The organism is Bradyrhizobium sp. AZCC 2230, assembly GCF_036924495.1.
Lineage (GTDB): Bacteria > Pseudomonadota > Alphaproteobacteria > Rhizobiales > Xanthobacteraceae > Bradyrhizobium > Bradyrhizobium rifense.
On record NZ_JAZHRS010000001.1, the window covers coordinates 1580447 to 1602669 of the forward strand.

22 protein-coding genes are annotated in these 22223 nt (G+C 63.4%); 15 read left to right on the plus strand and 7 right to left on the minus strand.

The features are described from left to right. Positions 1–53: 53 nt before the first annotated feature. Entirely contained in the window at positions 54–1391 is a 1338-nt protein-coding gene (locus V1280_RS07635) for a S41 family peptidase (RefSeq protein WP_334521214.1), read from the minus strand. 289 nt (positions 1392–1680) lie between these two features. On the opposite strand from V1280_RS07635, the gene V1280_RS07640 reads away from it, so the two are divergent. The 7 genes from V1280_RS07640 to V1280_RS07670 all read left to right on the plus strand — a co-directional run bounded on the left by V1280_RS07640 (position 1681) and on the right by V1280_RS07670 (position 7115). Then, a complete protein-coding gene (locus tag V1280_RS07640; RefSeq protein WP_334521217.1) occupies positions 1681–2808 on the plus strand; it encodes an alpha-hydroxy acid oxidase in 1128 nt (375 codons plus the stop codon). Between the two features lie 8 nt (positions 2809–2816). Beyond that, entirely contained in the window at positions 2817–3443 is a 627-nt protein-coding gene (locus V1280_RS07645; RefSeq protein WP_334521219.1) for an HAD family hydrolase, read from the plus strand. A 159-nt stretch (positions 3444–3602) separates the two neighbouring features. Beyond that, complete coding sequence (locus V1280_RS07650) at positions 3603–3785, plus strand: hypothetical protein (protein ID WP_334521222.1); 183 nt, start codon at positions 3603–3605, stop codon at positions 3783–3785. 236 nt (positions 3786–4021) lie between these two features. Next, positions 4022–5233 (plus strand): molybdopterin molybdotransferase MoeA, encoded by a 1212-nt coding sequence (locus V1280_RS07655; RefSeq protein WP_334521225.1) that lies wholly within the window; start codon positions 4022–4024, stop codon positions 5231–5233. 176 nt (positions 5234–5409) lie between these two features. Further along, a complete protein-coding gene (gene lexA / locus V1280_RS07660; protein WP_200493788.1) occupies positions 5410–6111 on the plus strand; it encodes a transcriptional repressor LexA in 702 nt (233 codons plus the stop codon). A gap of 167 nt (positions 6112–6278) precedes the next feature. Next, a complete protein-coding gene (locus V1280_RS07665) occupies positions 6279–6485 on the plus strand; it encodes a hypothetical protein (RefSeq protein ID WP_334521229.1) in 207 nt (68 codons plus the stop codon). 195 nt (positions 6486–6680) lie between these two features. Beyond that, positions 6681–7115, plus strand: a complete 435-nt coding sequence (locus V1280_RS07670; protein WP_334521232.1) for a hypothetical protein — start codon at positions 6681–6683, stop codon at positions 7113–7115. A 10-nt stretch (positions 7116–7125) separates the two neighbouring features. Here the strand turns inward: V1280_RS07670 and V1280_RS07675 are convergent, their stop codons facing one another. Continuing rightward, positions 7126–9408, minus strand: coding sequence for a ComEC/Rec2 family competence protein (locus tag V1280_RS07675; protein ID WP_334521234.1), 2283 nt, complete (start codon positions 9406–9408; stop codon positions 7126–7128). Positions 9409–9564: 156 nt separating this feature from the next. Then, positions 9565–10272 carry a hypothetical protein gene (locus tag V1280_RS07680; protein ID WP_334521236.1) on the minus strand — a complete coding sequence of 236 codons (708 nt, stop codon included), beginning with the start codon at positions 10270–10272 and terminating at the stop codon, positions 9565–9567. On the opposite strand from V1280_RS07680, the gene V1280_RS07685 reads away from it, so the two are divergent. After that, positions 10271–10447, plus strand: coding sequence for a hypothetical protein (locus tag V1280_RS07685; protein ID WP_334521238.1), 177 nt, complete (start codon positions 10271–10273; stop codon positions 10445–10447). The two genes, V1280_RS07680 and V1280_RS07685, sit on opposite strands and share 2 nt — an antisense overlap. A gap of 30 nt (positions 10448–10477) precedes the next feature. Continuing rightward, on the plus strand, positions 10478–10741 hold the full coding sequence (locus tag V1280_RS07690) for a hypothetical protein (protein ID WP_334521240.1): 264 nt from the start codon (positions 10478–10480) through the stop codon (positions 10739–10741). 344 nt (positions 10742–11085) lie between these two features. On the opposite strand, the gene V1280_RS07695 is transcribed toward V1280_RS07690, so the two are convergent. The 4 genes from V1280_RS07695 to V1280_RS07710 form a co-directional block, all read right to left on the minus strand. After that, the gene (locus V1280_RS07695; RefSeq protein ID WP_334521242.1) at positions 11086–12081 is read right to left on the minus strand and encodes an IS1595 family transposase; all 996 of its coding nucleotides are present in this window, start codon (positions 12079–12081) and stop codon (positions 11086–11088) included. Between the two features lie 107 nt (positions 12082–12188). Next, positions 12189–12422, minus strand: coding sequence for a DUF2171 domain-containing protein (locus tag V1280_RS07700; protein WP_074120095.1), 234 nt, complete (start codon positions 12420–12422; stop codon positions 12189–12191). Positions 12423–12506: 84 nt separating this feature from the next. Next, positions 12507–12893 carry a YybH family protein gene (locus tag V1280_RS07705; RefSeq protein WP_334521246.1) on the minus strand — a complete coding sequence of 129 codons (387 nt, stop codon included), beginning with the start codon at positions 12891–12893 and terminating at the stop codon, positions 12507–12509. A 14-nt stretch (positions 12894–12907) separates the two neighbouring features. Then, on the minus strand, positions 12908–14584 hold the full coding sequence (locus V1280_RS07710; RefSeq protein ID WP_334521248.1) for a glutamine--tRNA ligase/YqeY domain fusion protein: 1677 nt from the start codon (positions 14582–14584) through the stop codon (positions 12908–12910). A gap of 155 nt (positions 14585–14739) precedes the next feature. Between V1280_RS07710 and gltX the strand changes: the two genes are divergently transcribed. From gltX to V1280_RS07740, 6 genes are all read left to right on the plus strand, one after another. After that, entirely contained in the window at positions 14740–16167 is a 1428-nt protein-coding gene (gltX, locus tag V1280_RS07715; protein WP_334521251.1) for a glutamate--tRNA ligase, read from the plus strand. Between the two features lie 145 nt (positions 16168–16312). Beyond that, on the plus strand, positions 16313–17617 hold the full coding sequence (gene gltA, locus V1280_RS07720) for a citrate synthase (RefSeq protein ID WP_148775510.1): 1305 nt from the start codon (positions 16313–16315) through the stop codon (positions 17615–17617). 272 nt (positions 17618–17889) lie between these two features. Then, positions 17890–19068: an ROK family transcriptional regulator gene (locus tag V1280_RS07725; RefSeq protein WP_334538227.1), complete on the plus strand. Its 1179-nt coding sequence runs from the start codon at positions 17890–17892 to the stop codon at positions 19066–19068. 95 nt (positions 19069–19163) lie between these two features. Then, complete coding sequence (locus V1280_RS07730) at positions 19164–20450, plus strand: ABC transporter substrate-binding protein (RefSeq protein WP_334521257.1); 1287 nt, start codon at positions 19164–19166, stop codon at positions 20448–20450. Next, entirely contained in the window at positions 20447–21367 is a 921-nt protein-coding gene (locus tag V1280_RS07735; protein WP_334521260.1) for a carbohydrate ABC transporter permease, read from the plus strand. The genes V1280_RS07730 and V1280_RS07735 overlap by 4 nt, the downstream gene beginning before the upstream one ends. Further along, a complete protein-coding gene (locus tag V1280_RS07740) occupies positions 21360–22217 on the plus strand; it encodes a carbohydrate ABC transporter permease (protein WP_334521263.1) in 858 nt (285 codons plus the stop codon). The genes V1280_RS07735 and V1280_RS07740 overlap by 8 nt, the downstream gene beginning before the upstream one ends. Positions 22218–22223: the final 6 nt, after the last annotated feature.

Sequence of the window (22223 nt, forward strand, 5' to 3'; positions counted from 1 at the left end):
GAGTGGCCGTCCACTCCCGGGCGATGTCTGGAGGTCGCAAGAACCGATAGTGGTTAGTTCGGCACCGTCGTCTTCGGCGCCGGCTTCGCGGCTGCCGCGTTCACGGTGACACCGTGCAGGAAGTCGTAGGCCGCGTGCAGCGCCTTGTCGTCCTTCTCTTCCGGCGGGACATAGGACTGCGATCCGGTCTGCTCGGTGCCGTCGGCGGCCTGCAAATGGCCGCGCATCTGGGACTCCGCGATGGTGTCGACGCGGCCCTTCAGCTCGGCCGGCACGTCCTGGAGGATCTCGATATCGGGCGCGATGCCCTGGGCCTGGATCGAACGGCCCGACGGCGTGTAGTAGCGCGCGGTGGTCAGCGCCAGCGCGCCGTTGCCGGCGCCGAGCGGAATGATGGTCTGCACCGAGCCCTTGCCGAACGAACGGGTGCCGATGATCGTCGCACGCTTGTGATCGTGCAGCGCACCGCCGACGATTTCGGACGCCGAGGCCGAGCCGCCGTTGATCAGGACGACGAGCGGCTTGCCCTTGGTGAGGTCGCCGCCATGCGCAGTGAAGCGCTGGGTTTCTTCCGGATTGCGGCCGCGCGTCGAGACGACCTCGCCGCGCTGCAGGAACGCGCTCGACACCGACACGGCCTGGTCGAGCAATCCACCCGGATTGTTGCGCAGGTCCATCACGTAGCCGACCAGCTTTTCCTGCGGGATGTCCTTGGAGATCGAGGCGATCGCCTTCTTCAGGCCGTCGGTGGTCTGTTCGTTGAACGAGGTGACGCGGATATAGCCGATGTCGCCGTTCTCGACATGGAAGCGGACGGGACGGACATGGATGATCTCGCGCGTGATCGCGACATCCATCGGCGCATCGGCGCCCTTGCGCATGATGGTGAGCTTGGTCTTGGTGTCGACCGGCCCCTTCATCTTGTTGACGGCCTGCTCGAGCGTCATGCCCTGCACGTTCTCGCCATCGATCTTGCTGACGAGGTCGCCGGACATGAGGCCGGCCTTGGCCGCCGGCGTGTCGTCGATGGGCGAGACGACCTTGACCAGGCCCTCCTCCATCGTGACCTCGATGCCGAGCCCGCCGAATTCGCCGGAGGTGGTCTCCTGCATCTCGGTCCAGGCCTTGTCGTTCATGTAGCGGGAATGCGGATCGAGCGAGGTCACCATGCCCGTGATCGCGCCTTCGATCAGCTTGGAATTGTCGGGCTTCTCGACATAGCTCCCCTTCACCCGCTCGAAGACTTCCCCGAACAGATTGAGCTGGGAATAGGCATCATCCGCGCCCGCTGCCGCCCGTGCCGCCCACAGTCCGCCCTGCGGACCGGATACGAGGAGGGTCAGGCACACTCCGGTGAGCGCGCCGAGGGGGAACAGCAGGGTTTTCCGCATGGAATGGTGGCCTTTTCGCTTGGGACGGGACGCCTCGCAAATGGCGATCCAGCCCGGTTCTCACAATACCATTCAGGTTTCTTCAAGGCCGGGCCGCCACGCCCGCGGGTATACCGCAAAAATCCCTTCGCCCTGGCCTAAACTTTTGGCAACGTTCCGAAACCATCACCCGCCAGGCGGGAATCGATCGGCCGAGCCACGCTTCGCAGCTATGCTATTTTAGGATGGTTTTGGAGGGCCGGACGAGATACCCGATGACATAAGGCTTCAAATTCTCGGGAGGATAACAATGAACGAAGCACTCCGGCCGGAACGGAACGTCGAACTCGGCGCCAGCAACGAGCCGTTCCAGAACCTGCACGAATTCATCCGGAAGGCACGTTCCAACCTCAACCAGAACGCCTGGGACTACATCGTCGGCGCCGCCGAGACCGAGACCACGATGCGCCGCAACCGCATGGCCCTGGACGAGATCGCTTTCCGCCCGCGTGTGCTGCGCGACGTGCGCAAGGTCTCCGGCTCGGTTGAGCAGTTTGGCCGCAAGATGCGCCTGCCCGTGGTGCTCGCCCCCGTCGGTGCGCTGGAAATCTTCGACCCGCACGGCGCCGCCAGCGTTGCGCGCGCGGCCGGTACCTTCGGCGCGTCGCATATGTTGAGCTCGGTCTCCGAGCCCGGTCTGGAGAAGACTGCCGAGGCCGCCCCCGATGCGCTGCGCATGTACCAGCTCTATGTCCGCGGCGATGACGCGTTCGTCGCCGAAATCGTCAGCCGCGCCGAGAAGGCCAACTATGCCGCCTTCTGCCTGACCGTCGACACCGCCCATTACAGCCGTCGTGAGCGTGACATCGCCAAGCGCTACGTTCGCGAAAGCCGCCTGCGCGCCACTGGCGGCGACTACCAGAAGGGGCTGGAGTGGCGGACCGTGAAGATGGTCAAGGACAAGTTCAGGATACCGCTGATCCTCAAGGGCATCGCCACCGCCGAGGACGCACAGATCGCGGTCGATCACGGCGTCGAGTGGATCTACGTCTCCAATCACGGCGGCCGCCAGCTCGATCACGGCCGCGGCGCCATGCATGTGCTGCCCGAGATCGTCGACGCGGTGAAGGGCCGCGCCAAGATCATGGTGGATGGCGGCATCTGCCGCGGCACCGACATCGTCAAGGCGATCGCTGCGGGCGCCGACCTCGTCGGCATCGGCCGGCTGCAATGCTGGGCCCTGGCGGCTAACGGCGAGGCCGGCGTGACGCGGATGCTGGAACTGCTCGAGGACGAGGTGCTGCGCTGCCTCGGCCTCCTCGGCGCCACCTCGTTTGCCGAGGTCAACAAATCCTGCCTGCACCAGGCCACCGCAACCAATGCGCCGAGTGTGTTCAGCGCATTCCCGCTGTTCGACCATGAACCCTACCGATACTGAAGGATAGAATGACATCGCTCTCTCCCGGCAGCGCGGACGCGCTTCTGTTCGATCTCGGGCGCGTCGTGCTCGACATCGATTTCTCCAAGGCGATCGCCTGCTGGGCGGGACATGCAGGCCTCAAGCCCGAAGCCATCGTGACGCGCTATGAGCGTAACAGCGAGGCTTACCGGCTGCATGAGGTCGGCAAGATCAGCGACGAGGACTATTTCCAGTCGCTGCGCTCATCGCTCGGCATCGGCATTTCGGATGCGCAGTTCCTGGAGGGATGGAACGCGATCTTCGCAGGCGAGATGCCCGACATCGCGGAATTGCTGCCGCGCGCGGCGAAGCAGATGCCGCTCTATGCCTTCTCCAACACCAACCGCCCCCATGTCGACCATTTCTCGAAAGAGTATGCCGATCTGCTCGGCCATTTCCGCGAGCTGTATCTCTCCTCCAGCATCGGCCTGCGCAAACCGGATGCGGAAGCCTTCGACCACGTCGTCGCCGCGATGGGCGTGCCGGCCAACCGGATCGTGTTCTTCGATGACCTCGCCGAGAATATCCAGGGCGCCCGCGCCCGCGGGCTGACGGCGGTGCATGTCACTTCGCCCCGCGACGTCGGCAATGCACTGAAGGTGCTGGGGATCTGACCGCCTCCTCACCCCGCCGAATCGGCGAATTCCGGACCTATTTCATTCGGAACTGACGAACCAACGCACTTTGTGCATTTTTGTACAGAGTTCCGGGAACGGAATGCCCGCTTCCGGACTCTAGAGTCCGTTGGGTATTCTACGAACGGACGTATCATCGTGTTGGGCAAAACCTACCTTACCAAGCAGGCCTCCCTGCTGGTCAAATTCGCCACCACCACCTCAAATTCCGAGCTTTCAGCCAAGCTGATGAGCAAGGCCGCCGACCTGAAGGCCCAGGCCGATCCGATGCCCGACAGGGATCAGGGCCCCCAAGCGCCTGATGTCAGTCCGGCAAAGTAACCGGCGACCTAACTGGGCGCAGTTCTCGTCATCCCAGTACTTGCCATGGCGATCTCGTGCCGCTCCATCTCGCCTTCCGGATCATGCCGCGGCTGGCTTGACGCTCACACTCGATCGCCGCGCGGATGACGCAGGATAAATCATCCTGTGCGACCGCCGTTTTGCCTCTGCGCCTGCACTCGGCTAAAACTCTCGCCGCTGATTTGCCCGAACGGGCGTAGCTGGAGTTTTCACTCGTGGCCTTGATGCCGGTTTCTGACGCGCTCGCCGCGGTGCTTGCCGGCGCGGAGCCACTGCCTGAAGAGACGATCGCACTCGACGCGGCCTTCCATCGCGTGCTCGCGCGCGACGTCGCCGCGCGGCGGACGCAGCCTCCGCAGGCGATGTCGGCGATGGATGGCTATGCCGTCCGCGCGGCCGATGCGGCCAAGGTCGACGCGCAGCTCAACGTCATTGGCGAGGTCGCTGCAGGCCGGCCGTTTGCAGGAACCGTCGGCGCCGGCGAAGCCGTCCGGATCTTTACTGGTGGCGTCGTTCCCGACGGCGCCGATGCGGTCGTGATCCAGGAGGACACCGTCGCCGATGGCAAGCGCATCACGATCAGGGAGGCCGCCGTCGCCGGGCGGCACATCCGCCCGGCCGGCATCGACTTCTCTGAGGGTGACGTGCTCCTGCGCAAGGGCGCCCGGCTGACCGAACGCGACCTCGCGCTCGCCGCCGGCATGAACCACCCGCAGCTTGGCGTCCGCCGCCGTCCAAAGGTCGCGATTCTCGCCACCGGCGACGAGCTGGTGATGCCGGGCAGCACGCCCGGCCATGGCCAGATCGTCTATTCCAACGGCTACGCCCTGCATGCGCTCGCCCGCAGCGAGGGCGCTGACACCATCGACCTCGGGGTTGCCGCCGACACGCTTGCCGCCACCACCGCCGGCATCCGCCGCGCGCGCGAATCCGGCGCCGACATCCTGATCACGACCGGCGGTGCCTCGGTCGGCGACCACGATCTGGTGCAGCAGGCGCTTCGGGACGAAGGCACCTCGATGGCGTTCTGGAAGATCGCGATGCGGCCGGGCAAGCCGATGATGAACGGGCAGCTCGGCGCGATGCGCGTGATCGGCCTGCCCGGCAATCCCGTGTCATCCTACGTTTGCGGCTTCCTGTTCATGGTGCCGCTGATTCGCGCGCTGTCGGGCCGTTCCGTGGTTCACCACCGCCGCGAGCGCGCCGTGCTCGGCCGCGACGTCGGCGCCAATGACCAGCGCGAGGACTATCTGCGCGCGCGCCTCGATGTGCGTGATGACGGCACGCTGATCGCGCTTCCCGTCAATCACCAGGACTCCTCGCTGCTTACGAATCTCGCTGCGGCACAGGCACTTCTCGTGCGCGCACCGTTCGCGCCGAAGGCCGAAGCCGGCGCTGCTTGCGAGGTGCTGCGACTGCCCGTTTGAGCGCATCGTTCGCAACCGTTCCGCGAACTTTGCCGCGTTCACGGTAAATTAAGCAGTTGCGGAACATGTATCGAACATATAGTGTCCGTTCATGATTTGTTTCGAGCGTGTAGCGGCTTATTGCTGAATTCAGCGTCTCGGAATCGAACGACATCAACCGGGGGATTTTGGTCGAGATGTTAACGCGCAAACAATACGAGCTCCTGCGGTTCATCAGCGAGCGCCTGAAGGAAAGCGGTGTGCCGCCCTCCTTCGACGAGATGAAGGACGCGCTCGATCTGCGCTCGAAATCGGGCATCCATCGCCTGATCACTGCGCTCGAGGAGCGCGGCTTCATCCGCCGCCTGCCCAACCGCGCCCGCGCCATCGAGGTGATCAAGCTGCCTGAGCTGCAGGCCGCCGCCGGCAGCCGCCGCGGCTTCACGCCGAGCGTCATCGAGGGCAATCTCGGCAAGGTGCGCACGACCTCCAGCCCGCCCGCCGACGACGGCGAGCGTCCCGTCGCGGTGCCCGTCATGGGCCGGATCGCGGCCGGCACGCCGATCGAGGCGTTGCAGACCCGCAGCCACACCATCAGCGTCCCGCCCGACATGCTCGGCTCGGGCGAGCACTACGCGCTCGAAGTGCGCGGCGACTCCATGGTGGAAGCCGGCATTCTCGACGGCGACATGGCGCTGATCCAGCGCAACGAGAGCGCCGACACCGGGGACATCGTGGTCGCCCTGATCGACGACGAGGAAGCGACACTCAAGCGTTTCCGCCGCCGCGGCGCTTCGATCGCGCTCGAGCCGGCCAATGCGGCCTATGAAGTGCGCATCCTGCCGCCCAACCGGGTCAAGATTCAGGGCAAGCTGATCGGGCTCTACCGCAAGTACTGAGCGCTCGCGCGCCATCAACGATTGGAGCGGACGATTGTCCGCTCCGGCTGGATAGTCTTTCTGGTTTTGCACAGATTATCCGGCCCCCTCTCCAGCGCTACATCCTCGGCACGCCGCGACGAAGCACGCATCGCTTCGCAGGCCCTTGAGAGACCGAGGATATAACCATGCGCAAGATCATTTTGAGCACCGTCACGATGGCGCTGATCGCAATATCAGCGTCGCAGGCCTTCGCCGCACAGTCGCAGCACCACGCCCGCAAGGCACCGCAGGCGACGACGAGCGAACAATTCCGCAATGCCCGCAACGCCATCACGCAGCCATCACAACCGGCCTGGCAATATTCCGGCTGGTCGGCACCCGCAGGCCGCTAACGCAGCACGCTCGCCAAATGCACGGGAGCAGGCTTTGTTCCTCGTGCGTTTGAAAAAGATAATGTGATCGCGCTCTGCGGATGCGAGCCGCAGATTTGCCCACAAACAAGCATAAGATCGCGGGCTTCCACTCTGATAGGGGCCTGCGCCTCCGAGACAGAGGCGTGGGTCGCTATCCTGATTGAGGAGCACCCGATGTGTGACTACAGCCTGCATGCCGTCGCGACGCGTCCCGCAGAAGTCGGCGAGACGATCGTCACGACAACGTTCCGCGGCACCTCGACGCGCGGCTTCGCCTCCGAAGCCGACATGTCGGTCGCGGTCTGTCTGCTTCCGGGAACGGAGCTCGCCTTCGCCGACAACGTCCGCTACGACAATCGCTGGATCTGGACCCGCACCGTCAACTCGCGCGTCGGCAAGTTCGGCAAGGTCGATCCGCACATTCCCGATCGCCATCACGACGCGATCGAATTCCCCGACGGCAAGTACGTGCTGGTAACGCAGCTCGTCGAAGGCCAGCGCGCAACCGTGCTGCAACTGCCCGTGACCCAGCCGCTCGGCGAGCGCGAGCACACGCCACAGATCACCGCCGACAGGCCGCCGACCATCACCCGCCTGCCGATCGGCTGAGCTGTCGATCTCAATCCTCGGCCTGAAGATCGGCCTCCGACGGTGTTGCGTCCCGGACGCGCGGAGCTGCCGACCGCGGCATGAGGGTCTGTTCGAAATCTCCCTCGCCGGCCGCCGCCGGCGACCAGGGGCGGTTTGCGCCCCTCGCCTTCACCGCGTCAATCGCAAAACCGTCGCCGCGCTGCGTCAGCGCCAGCGCGCCCTGGCGCGCGAGACGCGGGCGATCGACCACCATCGCACCACAATCCGACGGCGCGGGCCTTGCCGTCACGACCAGTGCCGCGCGGCTGCAATCGTCGGCCAGCGCATCGATGCGCAGTGCCTGCGCGATCATCCGGCCGTCGGCGAGTGGCGTCACGCAGCCGGTCTCGTCGCACGACACGCCGTCACTGAGCGAGGCGCTGGTGGCATCGCGCGGGTCGGCGTCCGCAGCTAACCACTCCTTGAGCAGGAAATTGTCCTTGTTGGTCCGCATCAGATGCAGCTGCCCATCCCTGCCCCGCACCGCGACGTTCTGCCCATCGCCGGCGATGAGGATGTCGGGTTGCCGCACCGACAGGCCCCAGACGGTCGCCGCCACGAGCACGAACGCGCCCGACCAGCGCAGCGGCGTGCGCAGCAGGCCCATCAGGATCAGGCCGACGCTCGCAGCGATGAGTGGCGCCATACCAAATGCCGGGAGACGGCCGACTGCGCCAGGCAGTGCCGCCACCCAGCGTGTGACCGCGATCATCCAGTCGATGCCGATTCCCATCAGCCACCAGAACACACCATCGAGCCCGAATGGCGCTGCGAGCAATCCCAGCAGTCCGGCCGGCATCACCAGCGCCGACACCACCGGCATCGCGCCGAGATTGGCGAGCACGCCGTAGGGCGTCACGCGGTGGAAATGGAAGGCGGCATAGGGCGTGGTCGCAAGCCCCGCGATCATCGAGGCCATGAACAGCATCGCGATCTCGCGGCCGCCCCACAGCGCGATGCGCGCGGTCGTCGAATGATCGGGCGAGGCAAACAGGTTCGGCATGCCGATCTGCACCAGCGCGACGAGCCCGAGCGTCGCGGCGAATGACATCTGGAAGCTCGGATGCACCAGCGCCTCCGGCGCGACCGCGAGCACGATGAGCGCCGCCACCGCCAGCGTGCGGAACGTGATCGCGCGGCGATCGACCATGACAGCGATCAGCACCACGGCGGTCATGAAGAACGATCGTTGGGTCGCAACCTCCGCGCCCGAGAGCAGCAGATAGAACGCGGACGCGACCAGCGCCGCGGCGGCCGACCATTTCTTGATGGCGAAGCCGACCGCCAGCCCGGGGATCAGCGCCAGCAGCGCGCGAACCGCGAAGAAGACCACGCCGGCGACGACGGCCATGTGGTAGCCGGAGATCGACAGAACGTGGCCGAGGCCGGAGATGAACATCGCGTCGTTGACGGGCGTGGTGATCGCATCGCGGCGGCCGGTCAAAAGCGCAGTCGCGATCGCGCGGTTGTCGCCGTCGAGCGTGGCGCGGATGCGCGCGTCGATCGCGTCGCGCAGACCCTGCATGACCGCCGCATAGCGCAGCCTGATGCCGCCGGTCTCGGGCGGCGCGGCCACGGTGATTGCACCCATCGCGAAGCCGGACGCGCCGATGCCCTGGAAGAACATGTCGCGGGAAAAATCGTAGCTGCCCGGCCGCAATGGCGCGAGCGGCGGCATCAGCCGCGCCTTCAACTGCACGAAGCTGCCGACATCGGGCGCCGTCCCCTTGTGAACCGAGAGGCGAACGCGCTCCAGCTTCACGTCGCTGCGCTGTGCGTCCATCGCGGTGACGCGCAACACGAAACGGTCGGTGCGTTCGCGGATGTCGCGGGTCTCGACGAAGCCCGACAGCGACACCGAATAAAGCGGCTTTGCGAGCACAGTGTGCGCGATGCGCGCCGTCTTCCAAGTCGCCACGGCAAAGCCGGCCGCGACCGCCGCGATCATGATCGCCGGCGCAAACCACCGGCTTCGCCGCAACAACACCGCGCCGAGCACCAGCGCCGCCGCCGTCGTGGCAACGACCCACAGCACCGGCTCATGATCGGCGGCGAAGTAGAGTGCGATGCCGCAGCTGTAGGCGATGGGCACCCAGGGAAACAGTCGCCCGGCACCTGCTTCGGCCTTGGCCCATTCGCGAAGCCGCCCGACGATCGCGGGCCAAACGCCAAAGCCCGCCGGCGCAAAGCCGCCGGCCGACGCGGTCCCGCCCGTCGGCCAAGTGCCGGCGATACCCTGCGAGACACGCTGCGGCCGGCCAAGCTCCGCCATCCTCTGCACTCTGCGATACGCGACAGGCTCGGAGGCTACCGGAACGTGCAGCCTGCAGAAAGGGGATTATATACTTGACACCACAGGATACTAATCCTAGAAATCACCCTGCGGACGGTGCTTCGGCGCTGCCCGCTGGCGCGCCCGCAATCGAAATCACCCCTGCGATGATTCGGGCGGGGGTTGATTGTCTTCGGCGGCTTTCAGAGGTCCGAGCGTCAGATGAATTGGTGCTGGAGGTTTATCGGGCAATGAGGGTGAAATCTCCCGATTTGCGAGCTTGATTGTTCCGCCGCTTCGGCTTGCGATCCGCCATAACGCGAGATCGAACCCGTATGAGGCAAAGCGGTCGATATCATCGGCAATTTGCCTCAATTCATGCAGTTCAAGGGAAATGAAGTTGTGAACCCCCGGGTTCTTTTTTGAAGCTTTACGTAGTTGGAGAGCAGAGACCAATTGAAGCGCATTGTAGGTCGCCCCGTGAGGCTCGGAGTGCATTAGGATGTTTCGATTTTCTGCACATATTCCGTATCCGGAAACGAACCAATCAAGTCTGTCGGAAAGGTCCGTACCACCGACTTGGGAGATGTACAGATGCTTAAGAAGGTCCATTCTCTCAGCGTTACTTAGTCGCTCGAATAGATAAGAGCCTGCTTCGGCGCCTGTCATTTGGTCGCCCATGAAAACGTCAAGTAACAGGCGCAACTCACTTTCCAAGCGGTTATAATTGGCAGCGGTAACGCCCAAGGCGTGCATGTGGTCGGCAAGACCTGGGTTATACATTCGCGTCCATGACCAAGGTTCTTGTTCGATGCCAAATGCCTTGGCTAAGGCGGTAATCGAAGATGGAATTTTATCTGTCATGAGCAAACAACCCGATCAATACAGCGAAAAAGAAGCCCAAGAGCGCTTCGAGGCTGCGCTACGTAGCGCGCTCAAGACGCCTCATGAGCCGTTGAAGGACAAGCCGAAGGTGAAGCCAAAGAAGAGCAACCATACCGCGAAAGCTCGTAAAGAGTCGCGCGAGGCGAATAAATAGGCTAAATTGCCCTCCGGGGGAGGGCAAGACGTGGCTTATCGGTGGTATTTTGCTTTTGAGACCGCTTGGCGGTGGGGTTCGTTTATTGCGGCGCACGCAATTGTGGCTTGCGTTTTGATCGGCGCCATCGAGATAGTTCAATATATTCTTTTGCAGCTCGGAGACCCTAAATTATTCGATACTATACCTCTTAGGTTCATCTTCGACGGCATGGACTTGGCTATTTTGGTCGCTTTTGTTGTGCTTGGAACGTTAGAGGCTATATCCGTCTTTAAGGAGCGGAAAGATGACTAGCGCGATGTATCTGACACCTCGACACCTTAAGCGCCTTTTCCTTGTTTACGGCTTGTTCATGCTCGCCGGCGGGCTGCTTGCCCTATTGGGCGTGACAGCATGGGAAAGGCCGCAGTTCTTCATCAGTTTCTTGGGCGGAGCTGCATGTGGAGTCGCGTCGAGGTACCTTCAACGGTCGGGTGCTCTGGGTGTGATTTTCAATCGAACCAAAGAGCTGCTGTACAGCTTGCATATGTTGCGCGCTTAGAGCTCGCTAGTTCTTTGCATGTCGTGGCTTTCGAGGAATCTTTTTAGATCGCTCTTTCCAGCGCAGGAAGCGCCGGGCCTGCCGCTTAAAATCTCGCTTAGTGAGCTTGTCGATACGTCAGACGCTTGCCGGCCGCGCCCTTGACGGCAAGGTCTGCACGTTCTCCGTCCTCGATGCCGAGCGCGACGCGGTTGCTATAACGGAAGTCGAATTCGGCAAGGTAGCGGTGCAAGTGCTTCTCTGAGCAGTGCTGATAGATGCCCTTCATGCCGCGCTTGAAGATCGAATAGTAGCCTTCGACCGTGTTGGTGCTGATCGTGGTGGTTTCGACCACGGGCTTGCCGTCGTCGCGCAGCTTGTCCGTCACCGTGTTGCGGTAACGGGCGTACTGATCTTTGCTGTGGTTGACGGTATCGTGGCCGCTGAGACCTTCAATCTCAACGACGACTTTGTAACCGCTGTGTTCGTCGGTCATCAAACGCGCTTCGCGGCTCAGATTGGCGCGAATGATGGGCAGGAGATCGCCCGCACGGTTGCCGTCGACGTGGAAGCTGCGGGCAGAGCCGCCGCGTTCGACCAGAGTAACAACAGTGTTCTTGTGTGAAGCGCCACCACGGCGAACGGGCTGGCCTTCGAGGCGACCGAAATAGGTTTCGTCCGCTTCGACGACGGCGCCGCCCGAACCCATCGGGGGCAGCAAGCCGCCAGCGCGCATTGCCTCGCGGATGCGGTGCGACAAGAACCAAGCCGACTTGTACGTGATGCCCAAAGCCCGGTGGAGCTGATGCGAGCTGACGCCCTTCTTGCTGGACGACATCAGGTAAAACGCCTGAAGCCAGACGTTGAGCTTGATATGGCTGCTTTCCATCACGCTCTTGGTGGTGACGGAGAAGTCCTTACGGCAGCCCTTGGAGCCGCAGCGATAGACGCCGGGCTTCTTGGTAGCAAAGGAACCGTTCACGGTGCCGCAGTGCGGGCAAACGCGCTCAGTGCCCCAGCGGAGGGCTTCAAGATAGGTCCGTGCAGCCTCGACGCTCTGGAAATGGGGAGCGTTGAAGCTGGCGTTCTTGATGGGCGGCTTGGCTGCGGGCATCGCGGGGTTCCGAGTTGATGCCCGTTTCTACATTTCGTGCCTTGTGGTGTCAAGTATATAATCGCCTGCAGAAAAGCGGTACAGATCAGGAACGAAGGGCCGCAACCCTACTTTTCCTCTTCCATCGTCACGGCGACATCCGCCTTGGCCGACAGCCGGACCTTGTTGCCCTCGACACCGGCGACGAGGCCCTTGTCGATGAAGTGATGGTGACCCCTGTGGCTGCCCTCGCCGCTGTCCTTCTTGGTCAGCTTGATGCGGTTGCCCTCGACCTTGTCGACGGTGCCGATGTGGACGCCATCGGCGCCGATGACTTCCATGTGCTCTGCGATGTTCTGCATGGGGGGGATCCTCAATTGGGAACCCACACAACGCGTAGGGAGCGCATTCGTTGCTTCGCCGGAATGACGATGCCGTGTGCCCCGTCAGATCAACGGCGCGCGTGACGAGGCATGATGGTTGACGATCTTCCAGTCGCCGTCCTCGCGCAGGATGACCCAGCTCATCTTGAGCGAGAACTCCGGCCGCTCACCGGCAAGGTCGAACGACACGATCGCGGCCATGTTGATCAGGTCCGGGCTTGCTTGCGCCGCGTTCACCTCGGAAAACGCCGCGCTCGGCTTGCGCCATCGCGGCAGACCGTTGACGTAATCGGCGATGCCGTCCCTGCCCTGATAGAGTTTTGGATTGGAGCCAAGGAAGAACGCGTTTTTCGCATAGAGCGACGATAGCGCGGCAGCATCCAGCGTTGCGAAGCCGGCGCACCATTTCGCGATGATGGCAGAAACGATGGTGTCGGCTTCGTTGCTCATGTGCCCTGCCCCTGTCAGCCCTTGGCCACTTCCTTCGCGAACGTGTCGCGCAGGCCGATCGTCCTTGAAAACACCGGCTTGCCGGGCGTCGAGTCCTCGTCGCGCACGAAATAGCCCTGGCGCTCGAACTGCATCGGCTCGGTCGAATTGCTCTCGGCGACCGACGCTTCGATCCGCGCGTCGGCCAAAATCTCCAGCGACTGCGGATTGAGATCGGCAGCAAAGTTCGACGCATCCGGGCTCGGGTTGGCGAATAGCTGGTTGTAGATGCGGATCTCCGCAGGCACCGAATTTGCCGCCGGCAGCCAGTGCATGGTCGCCTTGACCTTGCGGCCATCGGGCGCGTTGCCGCCCTTGGTCGCGGGGTCGTAGGTGCAGCGCAGCTCCACCACCTCGCCGGCGTCGTTCTTGATCACGCCGGTGCACTTGACGAAATAGGCGTAGCGCAGCCGCACTTCGTTGCCGGGCGACAGGCGGAAGAACTTTTTCGGCGGGTTCTCCATGAAGTCGTCCTGCTCGATATAGAGCTCGCGGCCGAACGTGATTTTCCGCGTACCCGCCGACGGATCGTCCGGGTGGTTGATCGCCTCGAGCTCCTCGCTCTCGCCTTCCGGATAGTTCTCGATCACGACCTTGAGCGGCCGCAGCACGCCCATGCGCCGCTGCGATGTGCGGTTCAGCTCCTCGCGGATGCAGAACTCGAGCATGCCGACATCGACCACGCTGTTGGCCTTGGCAACGCCGATGCGTTTGACGAATTCGCGCAAGGCGGCCGGCGGCACGCCGCGGCGGCGCATCCCCGCCATGGTCGGCATGCGCGGATCGTCCCAGCCGGCGACATGGCCGTCGCGGACGAGCTGGGTCAGCACGCGCTTGGACAGCAGCGTGTAGGTCAAATTGAGCCGCGCCATTTCGTACTGGTGCGGCTTGGACGGCACCGGCAGCTTCTCGATGAACCAGTCATAAAGCGGCCGATGGTCCTCGAACTCCAGCGTGCAGATCGAGTGCGTGATGCCTTCAATGGCGTCCGACTGGCCATGGGCATAATCGTAGCTCGGATAGATGCTCCACTTGGTCCCGGTGCGCGGATGGTGCGCATGCAGGATCCGATACAGCACGGGATCACGGAGATTGATGTTGCCCGAAGACATGTCGATCTTGGCCCGCAGCACGCGCGTGCCGTTCGGGAATTCGCCGGCCTTCATGCGGCGGAACAGGTCGAGATTCTCCTCCACGCTGCGGTCGCGGAACGGCGAGTTCTTGCCGGGCTCGGTCAGCGTGCCGCGCGCAAGACGGATCTCTTCCTGAGACTGGTCGTCGACATAGGCGAGCCCGTCACGGATCAGCTTCTCCGCCCATTCGTACAGGCGGTCGAAATAGTCCGAGGCGAAGAACAGGTTCTTGCCCCAGTCGTAGCCGAGCCAATGCACGTCGGCCTGGATGGAATCGATATATTCCTGCTCTTCCTTGACCGGATTGGTGTCGTCGAAGCGCAGATGGCAGCGGCCCGGAAACTCCTGGGCGATGCCGAAATTGAGCGCGATCGACTTGGCGTGGCCGATATGGAGATAGCCGTTCGGCTCCGGCGGGAACCGGGTCACGATCTCCTTGTATTTGGCCTGATCGAGGTCGGCCTGGATGATGTCACGAATGAAATCGCGCCCAACCTCAGTCGCCACCGGTTCTGTCATTACGAAAATCCTGTAGGGAAATCAGCGGCCCTTCTGCCAAATTTGCTTGGCTGAGCCAAGGGATTAAGCAAGGCCTTAGCGGTCCGCTGCCGGGCTTTAGTTATGCTCCGGTCCTGTTATATACCACCGCCTCCAATGCATAGGCCCTGCCAAGAATGACCGATCCCGTCGTCACACGCTTTGCTCCCTCCCCGACCGGCTTCCTCCACATCGGGGGCGCCCGCACGGCGCTGTTCAACTGGCTCTATGCGAAGAAGCACGGCGGCAAGATGCTGCTCCGGATCGAGGACACCGACCGCGAGCGCTCCACCGAGGCGGCGATCGGCGCGATTCTGGACGGGCTGAAATGGCTGGAGCTCAGCTGGGATGGCGACGTCATCTACCAGTTCAGCCGCGCCGCCCGTCACCGCGAGGTCGCCGAGCAGTTGCTTGCCGACGGCAAGGCCTACCGCTGCTACGCCACCGCCGAGGAGCTCACCGCCATGCGCGAGAAGGCGCGGGCGGAGGGCCGCACCCGGCTCTATGACGGCCTATGGCGCGACCGCGATCCCGCGACCGCCCCGTCCGACGTCAAGCCGACCATCCGCCTGCGCGCGCCGCAGACCGGCGAGACCGTGATCGAGGACCAGGTCCAGGGCCGCGTGGTCTGGCAGAACGAGAACCTCGACGACCTCGTCCTGCTGCGCGGCGATGGCAACCCGACCTACATGCTCGCGGTGGTCGTGGACGACAACGACATGGGCGTCACCCACGTCATCCGCGGCGACGACCATCTGATCAACGCCGCCCGCCAGAAGCAGATCTACGACGCGATGGGCTGGGCGCTGCCGAGCATGTCCCACATCCCCCTGATCCACGGCCCGGACGGCTCAAAACTGTCCAAGCGCCATGGCGCGCTCGGCGTCGACGCCTACCGCGCCATGGGTTACCTCCCGGCCGCGCTCCGCAACTACCTCGTCCGCCTCGGCTGGAGCCATGGCGACCAGGAGATCTTCTCGACCGAAGAGATGATCGCAGCCTTCGACCTCGCCAATGTCGGCCGCGCCGCCGCCCGCTTCGACTTCGCCAAGCTGGAGAACCTCAACGGCCATTACATCCGCCACGCCGACGATCAATCACTCGTGAAGATGTTCGAGGACGTGCTCGACCACGTCGTGCCCGCCCGCGACGAGATCAAGGCCAAGTTGAACGACACCACGCGCGCCCAGCTGCTCAAGGCCATGCCGGCCCTGAAGGAGCGCGCCAAGACGCTGATCGAGCTGATCGACAGCGCCTATTTCATCTTCGCCGACCGCCCGCTGCAGCTTGATCCCAAGGCGGCGGCCCTAGTGACGCCCGAGAACCGCAAGCTGATCGGCCAGCTGCAATCCGCGCTGGAGAATGTCGAGAGCTGGAGCGGCGCTACCACGGAAGCCGCGCTGCGCGCCTTTGCCGAGGAAAATAGTCTCAAGCTCGGCGCGGTCGCCCAACCCTTACGGGTCGCGCTGACCGGCCGCACCACGTCGCCTGGTATATTTGAGGTTTTGGACGTGCTGGGACGCCAGGAAAGTCTGGGCCGGCTCAAGGACCAGGCTCCGACGTAAGTCGAGCATGCGCGGCGCCATCTTGCAGCGCACACAGCAATAATATACCCATCTTGGCCGTACCTTCTGGAATATCCGGCCTGCCCCACCATGTCATCGGGGCCTTCCGGGTCCGGCCCGTTTCACCTTACATCGGGGACCTCTGATGGACGCAAAATCAAGCAACAAGACCGCCACGCTGACGGTCGGAAACAAGAACTACGATCTTCCGATTCACAGCGGCAGCGTCGGACCTGATGTCATCGATATCGGCAAGCTGTACGGCCAGTCCGGCCTGTTCACTTACGATCCCGGCTTCACCTCGACCGCGAGCTGCCAGTCCAAGATCACCTATATCGACGGTGACGCGGGCGTGCTGGAATACCGCGGCTACCCGATCGAGCAGCTCGCCGAGAATGGCGACTTCCTCGAGACCTGCTATCTCCTGCTGTTCGGGGAGCTGCCAACCGCCGCGCAGAAGAAGGATTTCGACGACCGCGTCATCCATCACACGATGGTGCACGAGCAGATGGCCCGCTTCTTCCAGGGCTTCCGCCGCGACGCCCATCCGATGGCGGTGATGGTGGCCTCCGTCGGCGCGCTCGCCGCGTTCTATCACGACTCCACCGACATCAACGATCCGAAGCAGCGCATGATCGCTTCCATGCGCATGATCGCGAAGATCCCGACGCTTGCCGCGATGGCCTACAAGTACACGGTCGGCCAGCCCTTCGTGTATCCGAAGAACTCGCTGTCGTTCGCCGAGAACTTCCTCCACATGTGCTTCGCCGTGCCGTGCGAGGAGTACAAGATCAACCCGGTGCTCGCTGACGCGCTGGACAAGATCTTCATCCTGCACGCCGACCACGAGCAGAACGCCTCGACCTCGACGGTGCGTATCGCCGGCTCCTCGGGCGCCAACCCGTTCGCCTGCATCGCCGCCGGCATCGCCTGCCTCTGGGGCCCGGCGCATGGCGGCGCCAACGAAGCCGCGCTCGCGATGCTTGCCGAGATCGGCACCGTGGACAAGATCCCCGAGTTCATCGCCAAGGTGAAGGACAAGAACTCGGAAGTCCGCCTGATGGGCTTCGGTCACCGCGTCTACAAGAACTACGATCCGCGCGCCAAGATCATGCAGAAGATGTGTCACGCCGTGCTCAAGGAGACCGGCCATGGCGACGATCCGATGCTGAAGGTGGCGCTCGAGCTCGAGAAGATCGCGCTCAGCGACCAGTACTTCATCGACCGCAAGCTGTACCCGAACGTCGACTTCTATTCGGGCATCACGCTGAAGGCGATGGGCTTCCCGGTTTCGATGTTCACCGTGCTGTTCGCGGTCGCCCGCACCGTCGGCTGGATCAGCCAGTGGAGCGAGATGATCGAGGACCCGCAGCAGAAGATCGGCCGTCCGCGCCAGCTCTACACCGGCGTCACCAAGCGCGACTACGTCGCGATCAAGGATCGCAAGTAAGTCATAGCCATTACGGCTTTCGAAACGGCGCCATCTTACGATGGCGCCGTTTTTTTGCAGATGCCGTAGGGTGGGCAAAGCGCAGCGTGCCTACCACCTCTTCGATACTAAGACACAAATCGTGGGCACGCTTCGCTTTGCCCACCTACGAGACCGACCGCGCCTCTTTGCTGCCACGCACAACAACAAGTCGGCGCATCGTGACTGCGGGCGCTTGACAGTTGAAACACTCCGCGCGCAAATTCTTACACTAAGTAAGAATGACGACAGGGATGGAAATGCCGGAGCAGCCGAGAAGTCGGCGGCAGACGCGCGCTGCCATTTTGACCCACCTGCTCCAGTCCGGCGGCTCGTTCCGGCCGCCTCTGGCAAAAGCCGTGCGCCTCTCTGAGGCGAGCCTGTCGCGCATCCTGTTCGACCTGAAGGCCGAAGGCCTGATCGAGGAAGTGCGGCGCCCTGCCCCTTATGTCGGTGGTCCGACGGGCCTGGTGTCGCTCAACCGCACGGTGGCGCTTGCGGGCCTCGAGCTGACCGGCCAGTGGCTCGGCGTCGGCGTTGGCGGTCTGTCGGGCGAGCTGCATTACACCGAGCGGGTGCCGCTGCCGAAGAAGCCGACCGTCGACTCCGTCGGCCGGGTATTTGGCGAAGCGCTGGCCTTGCTGCGCGACTGGACGCACCGGCGGCGCATCAGGCTCGCGCAGGTCGGCGTGACCGTTCCCGGCCTCGGGCGGCTGAGCGAGTTCGGCAACCCGATCATTCCCTGCGACGTCGGTCGTATCGGCGACATGTTCGGCGAATTGTTCGCGGGCGTGCCGGTCACCTTCACCAATTCGGTGGTGGCGCACGCCACCTTTCACCGTTGCCGCACGGAAAACTATCCGTTCAGCGATGCGCATCTGTTCGTCTTCGTCGGCCAGGGCGTCGCGGGCGCCTGGATGGATGATCCGATCGAGGACGACGCACTCGACCCGGTGGAACTGGGCCACATGGTGTTCAGCGCTGACGGTCCGCGCTGCCGCTGCGGACATCACGGCTGCGTCGAAGCCTATACGTCGCAGCCCGCGCTGGCCGAGCTTCTGCGCGTCACCGAAGCGGAATTGGTCCGGCTCGGCAGTGAATGGGTGACCACGATCACCCTCACATCGCGGGTGCGCCAGGAACTGCGGCAGCGCCTGTTCAGGCTTGGCCTCGCCATCGGCAACACATTGAACGTCAAGCCATGCCGCGGCGTTGTCGTCAGCGGCTGGCCATCGCTGCTCACTGAAGACGATCGCAAGGCCGTCATCGACGGGATCGACTCCTGCCTGCTGGGCGGCCGGAAACTGGCGCAGGTGTCGCTCGCCTTCGTGCCGCCCTCGGTGGGCAACGATCCGCAGGCCGCACTTGCCTTCGCCGCGCTCTGCCTGGCGAGAGGCGGCGGCATGCCGGCCGCATCGACGGAGGCCGCCTGACATGACTTAAGCCGCGTGCGGCTCGCACACGCCAAGAAAAGCGTCAAGAACAGCGCAAAACAGCGCAAAGAACATCAACCCGGGAGGAACTTGCCATGCCGATCACGACAACAAGGCGCCGTCTGCTCGCTGGATCTGCCGCCGCGCTCGCGCTGCCGGCCTTTGCCCGCGCGCAAGGTGCGGTCAAACCGCGCCTGACCGCGATCTCGCAATGGTCCGCAGGCAGCGATGGAGCTGCGATCACCGCGCTTGGCAAGAAATTCGAGGAGAAGGGTGGCGTCTGGCAGCACTCGCCCGTCCCCGGCTTCACCACCGAGATGATGAACAAGCTGCGCGCCCAGATCATCGCCGGCGATCCGCCGGCCTGCTCGCAGCTCAAGGGCCCCGAGATTGCGGCCTGGTCGAAGATTGCCCCGACCGTCGATCTCGACGCCGTTGTCGCTGCCGCCGGCTACGAAAAGGTCGTCGCGCCGGACCTTGCAAAACTGCACAAGCCAGGCGGCAAGTGGATTGCCCTGCCGTTGCAGATCTACAGCACCAACATGCTGTTTCTCTCCAAACGCGCGATGGACAAGGCCAAGGCCGACAAGCCCCCCGTGACCTGGGCTGACTTCAACGATCTCGCCGAGAAGATGAAGGCCGCCGGGGTCACCTTTCCCGTCGCCAACGGTGGCACCCGCGCCGACGATGGGCAAAAATTCGAGGCCTCGCTCGCCGGCATCAGTCCCACCGCGTATCGCGCGGCCGCCATGAATCTCGACAAGAAGGCCCTGGAGGGTCCCGAGATGAAGGCTGCCTTCGTACAGATGCGCAAGATCACCAACTGGATGGATCCCAATGTCGGCGCCCAACCCTATGCCATCAATTTGAAGCGCTTCGTCGATGGCGACATGGGCATGTTGATCATGGGCGGTTGGGCGCAGGGCGTGTTGAAGAACGCCGGTTTCAAGCTCGACGACTTCGTCATCGCGCCGGGCCCCAGCGACAATGGCAAGCCGGTGTTCCTGCTGAATGCCGATGCCTTCATCTTCTGGCAGCGCAAGGAGCCCGATCTGCAGGCCGGTCAGGCGTTGATGGCCCAGCTCGTCATGGATCCGGCGATCCAGACCATGTACTCGCAGATCACGGGATCGATCCCCGTGCGTACCGATGTCGATCTGTCCGGTGAAGGCTGGTCGGATGGTCAACGGCGAACCGCAGCCGCACTCAAGGACGCTGTCGCCAGCAATCAGGCCGTTCTGAGCCTCGCGCACAACATGGCGCAGGAGAACGGCCTGACCGCTGCGATGATCGACGTGTTCACGGAGTATGCGAAGAACAAGACGATCAAGCCGGAGGAGGCGGTCACCCGCCTCGCCGAGGCCGTCGAGGGATCACGTTGACCAACGCCGTCTCGACAGCAGCGCGGCCGGCGACATCCGAGATGGTGCGCCGGCTGCCCGAATATCTGATGATCTGGGTGCCGCTGCTGTTGTCCGCAGCGCACCTCATTTCGTTTTCGATCTGGACAATCTGGATTTCGTTCACGCCATCCACCCTTATTCCGGTCTCGGGCTGGGTGGGTTTGCGCAACTACAATTCGGTCCTGGCGTCGCGGAACTGGCAAATCGCCTTCGACAATCTGCTGCTGTTCGGCATCGCCTTCGTGCTGTTGAGTTTGATCACCGGTCTCGCGCTCGCGATCCTGCTCGATCAGCGCATTCGCGGCGAGAACGTGCTGCGCACCATCTTCCTGTACCCCCTGGCGGTGTCGTTCGTCGTCACCGGCACGGTCTGGAGCTGGCTTCTCAATCCCGGCATCGGGATCGAGAAGCTCGTCCATGACCTCGGCTGGAGCTCCTTCCACTTCGACTGGCTGGTCAACCGCGACATGGCGATCTGGACCATCGTCATCGCTGCGATCTGGCAATCCTCGGGCTTCGCCATGGCGCTGTTGCTGGCCGGCCTTCGCTCCGTCGACACCGACATCATCAGGGCCGCACAGATCGACGGCGCTGGACCGATCCGAACCTATTTGCGCGTCATTCTGCCGACGCTTTGGCCGATCACCATCACCGTCGTCGTGGTCCAGCTGCAGTTCGCGATTTCGGCCTTCGATCTCGTCCGCGCGCTCACCAATGGCGGGCCAGGCATCGCGACCCAGCTCCCGGCCCTCGTCGTCTACGATTTGATGTTCCAGCGCAGCCAGCTCGGCCGCGGAGCGGCGGCGGCAGTGCTGATGCTGCTCATTCTGCTCGCGGTGCTGCTGCCCTATGCGGCGTGGCGCTATGTCCAGCGACGGCAGGCCACCCATGCGTGACCGCAGCTTCGCCCCGAGCCGCATTCTGATCTATCTCGTCGTGACATTGTTCGCGGCCGCTTATCTCGCGCCGCTGGTCGTCGTCGTGCTGAACTCGCTCCGGACCAATGAGGAGATCGCGCAGGGTTCGATGATCGGCTGGCCGCAACATTTGGCCTGGGGCAACTACGCCCTGGCCTGGAGCGGTTTCTGCATCGCCGAGACCTGCGCCGGCATCCGGCCCTACATGCTGAACTCCGCGCTCGTCACGATCCCTGCCACGATTTTCTCCACCCTGCTCGGTGCCGTCGCCGGTTACGCCGTGTCGCTCTGGCGTTTTCGCGGCGACGACTGGATCTACGGCATCGTCACCCTCGGCCTCTTCCTGCCCCAGCAGATGCGCCTGCTGCCCTGGACCATCGTGTTGCGGGACATCGGGCTCATCAACACGCTATGGGGCCTCGTGCTGATTCACACGATCCAGGGCCTCTCCTTCACCGTGCTGTTCTGCCGGAATTACTATATCGCCATTCCGCATGAACTGATCAGAGCGGCGCGCATCGATGGCGCAGGGTTCTTCCGTATTTTCTGGCGCATCATCCTGCCGCTCTCGGCTCCCATCCTGATCGTCACCGTGATCTGGCAGTTCACGCATATCTGGAACGAGTTCCTCTATGGCGTGACATTCACGACCGGCCAGCAGCAGCCCGTGACGGCCGCGCTCATTGCGCTGTCTGCCGCGGTCGCAGATATCCCGCAGCATGGCGTGCAGAGCGCTGCGGTGATCATCGCGGCGCTCCCCACTCTGCTGATCTATCTCTTCGGCGGCAGGTATTTCGTACGCGGCCTCACTGCCGGGGCCGTCAAATGATGGATG